At 59.9% G+C, this 9,884-nt stretch carries 7 protein-coding genes and 1 pseudogene; 5 read left to right on the top strand and 3 right to left on the bottom strand.

Going from position 1 to position 9,884, the window contains the following annotated elements; all coding sequences use genetic code 11:
• Positions 1-458 precede the first annotated feature (458 nt).
• Entirely contained in the window at positions 459-938 is a 480-nt protein-coding gene (locus NKI49_RS32710; protein WP_352608246.1) for a YidB family protein, read from the top strand.
• Between the two features lie 443 nt (positions 939-1,381).
• Here the strand turns inward: NKI49_RS32710 and NKI49_RS32705 are convergent, their stop codons facing one another.
• The 3 genes from NKI49_RS32705 to NKI49_RS32695 all read right to left on the bottom strand — a co-directional run bounded on the left by NKI49_RS32705 (position 1,382) and on the right by NKI49_RS32695 (position 7,217).
• Entirely contained in the window at positions 1,382-3,370 is a 1,989-nt protein-coding gene (locus NKI49_RS32705) for an AI-2E family transporter (protein WP_352695915.1), read from the bottom strand.
• A gap of 508 nt (positions 3,371-3,878) precedes the next feature.
• On the bottom strand, positions 3,879-4,403 hold the full coding sequence (locus NKI49_RS32700; RefSeq protein WP_352608242.1) for a TRCF domain-containing protein: 525 nt from the start codon (positions 4,401-4,403) through the stop codon (positions 3,879-3,881).
• A gap of 57 nt (positions 4,404-4,460) precedes the next feature.
• The gene (locus tag NKI49_RS32695) at positions 4,461-7,217 is read right to left on the bottom strand and encodes a DEAD/DEAH box helicase (protein WP_352608240.1); all 2,757 of its coding nucleotides are present in this window, start codon (positions 7,215-7,217) and stop codon (positions 4,461-4,463) included.
• A gap of 449 nt (positions 7,218-7,666) precedes the next feature.
• On the opposite strand from NKI49_RS32695, the gene NKI49_RS32690 reads away from it, so the two are divergent.
• From NKI49_RS32690 to NKI49_RS32675, 4 genes and pseudogenes are all read left to right on the top strand, one after another.
• Positions 7,667-8,401, top strand: coding sequence for a Crp/Fnr family transcriptional regulator (locus NKI49_RS32690; protein WP_352608238.1), 735 nt, complete (start codon positions 7,667-7,669; stop codon positions 8,399-8,401).
• Positions 8,402-8,420: 19 nt separating this feature from the next.
• On the top strand, positions 8,421-8,657 hold the full coding sequence (locus NKI49_RS32685; protein WP_352608236.1) for a DUF6894 family protein: 237 nt from the start codon (positions 8,421-8,423) through the stop codon (positions 8,655-8,657).
• 358 nt (positions 8,658-9,015) lie between these two features.
• Positions 9,016-9,159, top strand: coding sequence for a hypothetical protein (locus NKI49_RS32680; RefSeq protein WP_352608234.1), 144 nt, complete (start codon positions 9,016-9,018; stop codon positions 9,157-9,159).
• Between the two features lie 161 nt (positions 9,160-9,320).
• A pseudogene (locus NKI49_RS32675) lies at positions 9,321-9,784 on the top strand (endonuclease/exonuclease/phosphatase family protein); the annotation flags it as partial.
• Positions 9,785-9,884: the final 100 nt, after the last annotated feature.

The raw sequence follows: 9,884 nt of genomic DNA, 5'->3' as shown, positions 1-9,884 counted from the left end.
AGCCTCAGATGGTGATCACTGGACACGGTGCGGCTGCTGCAGGAGTGGGCATGCGTCAAGCTCTTGACAGCCTGGCTGAGCGGTTCAGGGAGTTCGCCGTGCCGCCGAAATTGAAATTCGTGCGCGAGCCAGCGATGGTCCCAGATAGCTCAGGCTAACCGAGCCCGTCGTTCTGAAATTTCAAGGTGGCCCGCTCGCTCAAGCCGTAGAGCTTCCGTCGGGTCGCGCGTCCGTCCGACAAACTCTGGCAGCGGAACAAACCGGGGATGCGCCAGTTAGGGCGTTCGGTCGGCGCAGAGCGACTCCGGCCAAGTGCCCTGAAGTTCTGCGTCAAGGGAAGACGTCAGATGGAAACCCGTTCCCCAAAGACGCGTCCTCTCCGCCGGCGGGGCCGGCCAACAAGAAGTTGTTCGAGCCATACGCGTTGGCATTCGCCAAGACTTGGCTTCGATTCGCTCATGAGCCAAACCGTGGAGCAGACCCAAATGGCAAATCTGGGAAGATTGACGATCGCGATGCTTGGCGTCCTGGCATACCAAAATCGCGACAAGCTCGGCGAATTGATTCGGGGAGCGGGGTGTCTTAACCCAAACGACCCCCAACGCAGAATTCTGGCCCAGATATCGAATGGCGTGTCGAGGGCGGACCTCGGTGAGATCCTCGACCGGTTCAGGGCGGTTGGGGCAGGATCGAAGGTCGACTCGTGGGTTGGCAGCGGGCCAAACCAACCAATCGAGCCAAGAGACGTCGAAGCGGCAATGGACGAAGGTACACTCACTTCCATTTCGATGGAGACGGGTCTTTCGCGCGAGGAGCTAATCAGAAGGATTACGCGGGATCTACCCGAGACAGTCAACAAGATGATGCCGAATGGTGACTCGCCGTCTGAGCCGACACAAGGCTCGGATACGCCGACCCTGCTCGACAATGTACCCTAGGGACGCAACTGCTGATGCAGGAGTGGCTATGCGTCAAGCTGTTGACAGCCTGGCTGAGCGGTTCAGGGACTTCGCCGTGCTGCCGAAAATTGAAATTCGTGCGCGAGCCAGCGACGTCCCAGATAGCTGAGACCGGACCGGCCGCAGGCGCTCGTGTGCTGCTCTGACGCCTGGTCAAAATTAGGCCGGTTTTGCGGCTCGGAGTGGGTCTAGTGTTCCGCCGGGATCGCGCAGGCGAACCAGCGGCTTCTTTCCAGGACCGACGAATAGGCATCGGCAGAACAAACCCACCCAGCGCCAGTTGGGGCAACCCCCGGCCCATGGACCGCCAGCACTCGTTGCACGAAGCCACGCAAAAGCAACTTGCCGCCCGAGCATTACGACCAGGTCCTTTCCGCACACGGGACGATCATGATCTTCTTCGCGGCGATGCCTTTCATGAGTCATTTGGCCGAAACAAGAGTGTCCTTCTTGCGCGCCCGTGGCCTACCACGAACGCGCCGCTTGGCAGCGGTCTTCAGCCCTACCGGCGGATCCCTCGATAGCGCTCCCGTCACCGCGTTGACCATGTCGAGCGCGACGAAATCAGCATTGATGTCATTGCCCAATTTACCGTCTGGCTCCCCGCGGTCTTCACCGTTTCCTCCCCAGAACACAACGCCCACCCGTATCGCTGGATTAAAACGCTTTATGCGGCGCACCATAAAACGCGCATGTTTGAGGGAGTTGCGGTTCAGGAACCCGATCACGACGGTGTTCAGCCCATCCAGCTCCAGCCGGCGAATGCTCGCCGGTTGTAGCTCTGCAAAACTGGCCTTTGAGGTAGCTGCGCCTTGGATCAGCAACACCTGTCCCAGCATTGCGGCGGCCGCGTCGTCGAGTTCGCCGCGCCCGCCGGCACAAAGCACGGCTAGGCCGGTGCCATCTGGGAGATCGATGTCGTGCCCTGCTTCCGCATCGATGGTCTTCTCCTTCTCCGAGCCGTTCTCATCACCTGCGGCGAAATCGTCCTCCGCCTCCTCCTGAGCGATGTCGTCAAGATTCGCTACCAGTGTCTGAGCGCTGGCGGCCAGCTGCCTCAGTTGGTGATCGTTCATCACGCCCCGAACCCGGTCTTGTTCGCCGAGCAGAAGGGCGGAAAGCGCGACCTTGTCGTAGAACTCGATCAGATACTGCTCCTCGAGAATTTCCTCGGCGTGGTCCGTGGCTTCTTCTGGATCACCGGCCAGCAGACGCTGATACAGCCGGGCATGTGGCTCGAGCACCGGTTCGTTGCCGAACAGAACGTCGAGAAACTCGAACTGCGTCACATGTCTGCCGAGCACGACGAGACAGACTGTGAGGGGAGTAGACAGAACCAGACCAAGGGGTCCCCAGAGCCAGGTCCAGAAGATTGCTGCGACGATGACGGCCAAGGGAGAGAGCCCCGTGCGCGACCCGTAAAGCCAGGGTTCGATGACATTGCCAGTGATCATTTCCATGATCACGAACAGGGCGGCTGTCCACAATACGAGCGACCATCCGGGCGCCACGGCCAGAGCAAGAGACAAGGGCAGCAGTGCACCAATGACAGGACCGATATAGGGAACGAAGCGCAGCGCCAATGCCAGCAACCCCCACAACAGTGCATTGGGGATCCCAAGGACCCACAACCCGATCGAGATGGGGACGGCATACAAGATGTTCCCGACCAGCTGCATGAGCAAATAGCGGCCGAGCCGCCTGCCGGCGTCCTGGAGCGCTTCGGTGGTTCTGTGAAGATCGCCGTAACCGACCAACCGTATGAAGCGATCGCGCAGATCCTCGCGCTCGAGCAGCATGAAAATAACGACCACAATTATCAGCCCCGCTGACGCCAGCGGACTGATCAGCGGCGTGATCAGGTTTTGCAGGATCTCGAGCGGCCTTTCTCGCGACACGATCTCGACGGGAACCGGCTCGCGCTGAGGCTGGCTGGCTGCTGGCTGCGAGGGTTCCTGCTTGTTGATCTCCTGGCCGATGCGCTCGATCGCTCCGGTCAACCTGGCGATGATGCCGCCGCCGCCGCCGGTTTCTTTGAGGGACCTGACCTTGGTCAGGACATTTGCTTGGTAAAGCGAAACATTCTGCGCCAGCTCACCGACTTGCGTAGCAACAATGAACGAGAACAAAGCGAGCGCTGCGAAGGCGCCAAGCACGCTGAAGATGACGGCGGCAAGGCGTGGAACGCCAGTCCGTTTGAGCGCGGAAACCACCGGCGCAAGCGCGAAAGTCAGCAGCAGCGCGATCGCGATCGGCAGGAACACCTCGCGGCCGAAATAAAGCGCGGCAACGACTGTCACGACAGTCGCTACCGTGGGCAAAGCAGTGCGCGGGTGAGCCGCGGCCCCTGTTTCAATGTCCCTCAATCGAGGGATAGAGGGTTGCGCGCCGTTTAGCCGACTTGTCGCCATCCAATTCTCCTGCCCAACTCCGCATGATCAGACATATTCAGACAGAGCGCAACTTGGGCTGCCGCAACATCGGTCTGAAGGCGGGGATGAGATGCACTTACGCTGACAATCCATTGGCCGACTCGCCCGTTCGTTCGCGTACAGCCAGTCGACCCAGATTTCGGTCTTCCACTTGGCATCGGCATGGGCCTGGAGCGGGAATCCCAGTACCAATTTGGTCATGAAAGGCAATCGGTGCACCGATGAACCCTTTCGTGAAGTCATCTTGATCGAAGTCGCTGAAATCCTTCCCGCGGTGACACAGAACGTGCGTCGAACTGCCTGTCGACGCGCCGAACTTTCCACACATCTGGGCCAGCAGTCCCGCGCGCATGCTTCATGTGCTGTGGCTTCGCAAGGCGCCGTTGATCGGCAGGGCTCAAGCGAAAGTCGAACATGCGGTCGCAACCGGTGCGGGGTGATATTGCGCGTCTCATGACGGTGAAATCGCCCGTCTCGGCTGATTCATTCAAATCACGTCACTCGACTGGGCGGCCCGCATGGCGCTCAGTGCCAGGCGGACGGCATTGACCTCTGAGACGCCGGGCCGGATTGACAGTCTAAAAATCAAACGGCCGTTCCGGACCTCGAAGCCCTTCTCTTTCCTACTGCGCCATTGGCATGCCGCGGACTTCCTGCGGAAGGTGAACGCGATCGCTTGGGGTCCCACATCGACTTTGCCTACGCCCAGTCCCCCTGCTGCTATTCGCAACCGGGTAAGTTCCAGCAAAGCCGCTACTTCCCCGGGCAGGTTTCCAAAACGGTCCTCCAGCTCGTCGCTGAATGCATCGAGGTCCGGCTCCGAACGCATACGAGACAGCCGACTATAGAGACCGACACGCACAGTGGGCTCATTCACATAGGTTTCGGGAAGGGAGCCTTTTCCGGCGCGGTTTATGTCGGCAAGCTGCTTGTCCGGATCGGCGCCTCCTCCAGCCAGAGAGAGTGCCCGCTCCAGCAAGTGCTGATAGAGGCCCGCTCCGATCAGTTTCATATGCCCGGCCTGATCGACACCGAAGAGATTGCCGGCACCGCGCAGGTCAAGGTCCCTTTAACTGATCGCCAGGCCCGAGCCAAGCCGATCGAGTGCAAGCATTGTCGAAAGTCGGGCCCTGGTGCCTTCGGCCAATTCGACGCCGGGCTCAGTCAGTAGAAACGCGATCCCCTGCACTGCTCCCCTTCCCACCCGGCCGCGAAGCTGGTGCAACTGTGCCAGACCGAACCGATCCGCCCGCCAAACCATGATGGTATTAGCGCGCGGCACGTCGAGCCCGCTCTCGATGATATCGGTGCTCAACAAGACGTCCCCGTCACCGTCGGCGAATCGGACCATGACATCGTCCAGCTGGGACCCTTTCATTTCGCCGTGCGCTGCCTTAACCCCGATTTCAGGCACCAGCCTGTCTAGCTGCTGACTGACCGCGGCGATGTCTTCGATGCGCGGGACGACGAAGAAGCTCTGTCCACCCCTGCGAAATTCGCGCAAAAGAGCCGCTCGTACGGAGGCGGGATCGAAAGCTGCCAGGATGGTGCGGACGGGACGCCTTTTGGCGGGCGGAGAATTGAGCACGCTGACCTCCTGAATGCCCGACAACGCCGATTGCAGTGTCCGGGGTATCGGTGTGGCGCTCATGCTAAGCGTATGTAGGTGGGGCGCCATGTTCCGCAGGGCCTGCTTCAACTTGACACCGAACCGGTGCTCTTCATCAATGATCAGCAGTCCAAGATTGGCGAAGGCGACGCTCTTGGCCATCAGCGCTTGAGTACCCACGACGACCGCAATCTGGCCGCTCCGCAGGCCCTCTTTTGCCGCTCTTGCCTCCTCTGCCCCGACGATCCTAGAAAGGTGGGCGATCTGGAGACCGGTTCCTGCGAACCGGCGGCTGAACGTCTCGTAGTGCTGGCGAGCCAACACCGTTGTCGGCGCTGTGACCGCAACCTGCTTCCCGCAGAGGGCGGCGGCGGCGCAGGCACGCAGGGCCACCTCTGTCTTGCCGAAGCCGACGTCGCCGCAAACGAGCCGGTTCATCGTTTTCCCCGACGAAAGGTCGTCGAGCACAGCGCGGATGGCGGCGGCCTGGTCGGGAGTCTCGGTATAGGGAAATTTCGCCGCAAAACGCGCCAAGTCCGCGCGCGAGGGATTTATGATCTGGGCTGGCTGGCTGGACCTGGCGTTGGCAAGGCCCACCAGGCGCTTGGCCAGCCTGTCGATCTCGCGCATCGCAGCTTCGCGTCGCTTGGGCCAGCCCTCGCCGTTGAGGCGATCGAGCGGCACTGCCCCCGCTTCCGAGCCGTAGCGCCATATCCGCCCAAACTCGTCGACCGGGACCAGCAAGGAGGCCCCGCCATGATATCGCAGCCTGACAACATCCTGTTGTTGGCCGGCCACATCGACCTGTTCGACGGCGACGAGCACACCCAGGCCATGATCTTCGTGAACGACGACGTCCCCGATGCGCAGCTCGGGTGCGAGTATACCTGTGGCCGCTCGGCCCTCTGCCTTCAAGGTAGGGCCAAATAGGTCGGTTGCGGCCACGACCGCGATACCGGATTGGGCGTCTACAAATCCTTCGTCGAGAACCAACTCAGCCTTTAGAAGAGAACCCCTTTCGGCTGAAAGGACTTGCCGCCAGTCCGCCGCTTTCTGCCCTCGCCGACCAAGCTTCCGATCGAGCAGACGATCTACGCGCTGCAGTTCAGTGGGGTCGCCTGCGAACACCACGCTGATCCCGGCGCTCGTCTGGGTCTTCGCAAACTCCGCGAACTCATGGCCAGATCGCGCCTGGCGAAAGAATTTGGGAACTCGAACGGCAGAAGTGGTAAGTCTCGTACAGCAGCGGTTACGCACGGAAGCATCCCACTCTTCACGCGACAGGTAAAATTGTTTCGGCAAGGGTTTTGCCAGTCCGGCAACCTCCTGCCTGGCATGACGTGCATCCTCGACCAGATCCAGAATCCTGTCGAGCGGCGGGCCATCGAGCCCTTCAAGGAAAGAGATCGAGGCGCCGGATGCCACCTCGAAGACCGACGGCATACCGCCATACAACGCGACAAGGCGTTCTTCCATCGAGGTCGCGCGCATGGCTGCCAACTCGGGCTGGTCTCCGGCTTGAACCACCAGCTCGGATGCCGGCCCGACCGTAATCGAGTCCCGACTCTGTCCGCTAAGCTGGCTGACGGGGTCGTAGGTCTTGAGTTCGCGAATGCAGGTATCTGGACCAACCACGACACGACCGGGACCATCCGCGCCGGCGGGAAAGATATCCATGAGGTCGCCCCGAAAAGCTATCTCACCCGGTTCGTCGACCGTCTCGTCGACGACATAGCCGATCGCTTCGGCCCTGGTACGGAATCCGTCCCTGTCGAACTTTTGTCCCACCTCCAGAATAGTGAAACCGCCAGCAATGACCGGTGCAGGCGGCACCCTCTGCAGACTGGCTTCGATCGACATAACCGCGATACGCGGGCTATCCGGCTTCGTTGCGATCTCACGCAACGCACGAAGCCTCCGCCCCATATTGGCGCGTGTGGGCCACACCCTATCGTAAGGCAGGCAATCCCAGGACGGCAGCAAGATGATGTCCACGTGGCGCAGGTACTGACGCAGAGCCCCGGCAATCTCCTCGGCACTGCGTTCCGAGGCAGCTATATGGACGATGTGTTTGTTGGGACTACACTCGAGGAGGCTGGCCAGCGCTGCCGCAATTGCAGCAGAAGGCGGGAGGCTGTGTTCGTTCGCGAAGTCGCTCTCATTCGACGGGTGAACGATTTGTTCGGTAATTTCCGTCCGCGCAATATGTCTGTTCACTGAAATCTCGCCTGGCCACCTGTGAGAACGTCAGCGAGCTCACCCCGTTCCTGGCGGCGCGCACAAAAATGCTCCAGGATGGTAGCGCGTGCGGTCTCGAAAAGGCCGAGGGACGAGGTCAAGCTGTGCCCGACGGGCGAGCTCCCCAAGCTCGCAGCCCACGCACAAATTTCGACTGCCTATGTCACAGGTTAATGCACCGCTGCCCCGGTTCATCTATGGCTGCGGCTTAGATCGTTCCAGCATCATCAAACACGCTCGACTCGGCAAAACGCTGCACGCCAGGATCCCTAGCGGGCGGTGGAACCCCGCCCGTTACATGTCTTCTTGCCGAATTGCCGAATTGCCGATCACCGCGCGGCCGCCGTCGGTTCATCAACCCTTCACTGGCTAACGGAACTTTTGGCGTGAATAAAAGTTCGGAAGCCAACATCAGCTAGGTAGCCAGATTGTCTCCCATCTCATCCTCGGATGCACTTATTCGCAAGCTTCAGACCATCTCGGATATTCGAGAGGCTGATATCGGCGTTTTAAAAGGCATTCCGATCCAGGAGAAGGAATTTGTGGCCAACCACGACCTCGTGCGTGAGGGCGACCATCCTGTTTACTCGTTTGCCGTCCTGGATGGCTTGGTCGGTTCCACCAAACTCACGGGCGAAGGAAAGCGGCAGATCACATCCTTCTTCGTGGCCGGCGACATTCCAGATCTGCACGGGCTGCATCTGTCGGTCATGGATTGTGACTTCTCGACCCTTACGCCGGCCCGAATAGGGTTCATGCGGCACGATACTCTACGCGCCATTTGCGACCAGCACCCTCACATTGCCGCGGCCTTCTGGCGGTCGACGCTGATAGATGCAGCGATTTACCGGGAGTGGGTCACGAATATTGGAAGAAGGGAGGCTTACACCCGCATGGCTCACATTCTCTGCGAATTGATTTCTCGCTTGCGCTCTGTCGGACGCATCCAGGATCACGTCGCGGACATCCCTATTACCCAGGCAGCACTTGGCGATGCCTTGGGTTTGTCTACGGTGCACGTCAACCGAATGCTTCAGGAACTGCGACGTAGAGGCCTCATCGCCACCACGGGGCCAAGAGTTCATGCACTCGACTGGCCCGGTCTCACTCGCGCAGGAGATTTCGACACGACCTACCTGCACCAAAGGACCCCCCCAGATTAGTGGTGACGGAAGCTCTCCGATGGCACGATTTTTCTTTGACAGCGGCGATCGCGACTTGGTCTTCGAAGATGAGATAGGTATCGAATGTGCCGGCATCGAGGAGGTGCGCCGCGCGAGTTTCGAGGGGCTTATTGACCTCACGAGAGACTCTCTGAAAAGCGTCGACGGCCAGCAACTGTTCGTTGAGGTGCGTGATGAAAATGGGGAGAAAATCCTCAGGGTGAGCCTCTCCCTGCAAGTCAAACTGATGAAATAGGCTTGCGTACCCCCCTTCTGCGTCAGGCCGAGCGAATTTGGGGCGGCATACCGTTCAGCCAAGAACATCTGGTCCGAGCACAGGCTATCCGCGATTGTTGATGATGGAAACGTCGATTCAGTTCTCCACCGACCGCGATCGACCTTTGCGGACGTGCGTCAGGCCGGCCCATCCAACGCATCAGCGGCAAAACGTATCTCGACTGCCGTGACGCCGTAGCGGTTCGGCGGCGTAACGGCGACAGCAGGCGATCGCTTTGATCTAATCTAGTGTGCCAGATGCGTGGCCAAATTAATAAGAACGAGCCGAGTGACCATACTCCCTCCAAAGAGGCCTACCTCTCTGGTGGATTCCTGCGATGGCTGAAGGCGGTCAACCCTGCGGGCCCGCCTCCGACGATCAAGACATCTTCGGTGTCGGCGATCAGTCGACTGTTTTGGTTTCATTGCTGGTGTGGCCCATCAGCGGCGAACGATTTGGTTCGTGCGATGTTCCAGCGTGATTGCGGAGAGAGCGCATTTGCTTAGCCTGCGCTCAGCCGCCAAGGCTAGGACCCTTTGATTTCGTCGCCTCGCCACATACTGTGCTCGTCCGTCGAACTTCTTGGTATTGGCGGTTAAAGCTGCCTGGAACATGAACTTACCAAACGGAGAGCACCGTTGAATGAGTCGCCTCAAAGCTTCAGATGATTGGGGGGCGACCTTCAACGTGAACGGCGTCAACGGTCGATGCCAGTTCTGCTCAAATGGCTGGGCGAAACGCATCACGACATTGTTTGTCTTCAGGACGATATGGCACAGGCAGAAGTCCTACAACGGCGTAGCCATTCTCGCTCGAGCCAGCGGCCCCATGACTTCGCCGCGGGTTGCCGGGTGACGCTGACGACGCGCATAGCCGCAACATCCAGGCGGGGATCGACGGCCTCCTCGTTGGTTGTCTCTACCTGCCCAACGGCAACCCGGCCCCTGGTCCGAAGTTCGACTAGAAGCTCCGCCGGTTCGAGTGGTTGATCGACTACGGACGGCGCCTGCTCAGGGCTCGCCTGCCAGCGTGCTCTGCGGCGACTATAATGTTGTGCCAACCCGATCGACGCCGCGATCGCCGCACGATGGCCGGGTGACGCCGTCTAGCCCGGATATCTCACACAGTTGAAGTGCATCGGGGCTCCGAATCAAGGAAAATGCTTCTGCGACAAAGACTTACCTTGAGCAGAGGTATTCCCCGATG

The organism is Mesorhizobium sp. M0587 (assembly GCF_040320945.1).
In the GTDB taxonomy this organism is placed as follows: Bacteria; Pseudomonadota; Alphaproteobacteria; order Rhizobiales; family Rhizobiaceae; genus Mesorhizobium.
Note: the sequence above shows the minus strand (reverse complement) of the source record. Positions and strands in the feature narration are given on the sequence as shown.

Coding starts and splice junctions, on each gene's coding strand:
- NKI49_RS32705 (WP_352695915.1), bottom strand. CDS start 3,370: ATGGCGACAAGTCGGCTAAACGGCGCGCAACCCTCTATCCCTCGATTG.
- NKI49_RS32700 (WP_352608242.1), bottom strand. CDS start 4,403: ATGAAACTGATCGGAGCGGGCCTCTATCAGCACTTGCTGGAGCGGGCA.
- NKI49_RS32710 (WP_352608246.1), top strand. CDS start 459: ATGAGCCAAACCGTGGAGCAGACCCAAATGGCAAATCTGGGAAGATTG.
- NKI49_RS32680 (WP_352608234.1), top strand. CDS start 9,016: ATGGCTGAAGGCGGTCAACCCTGCGGGCCCGCCTCCGACGATCAAGAC.
- NKI49_RS32685 (WP_352608236.1), top strand. CDS start 8,421: ATGGCACGATTTTTCTTTGACAGCGGCGATCGCGACTTGGTCTTCGAA.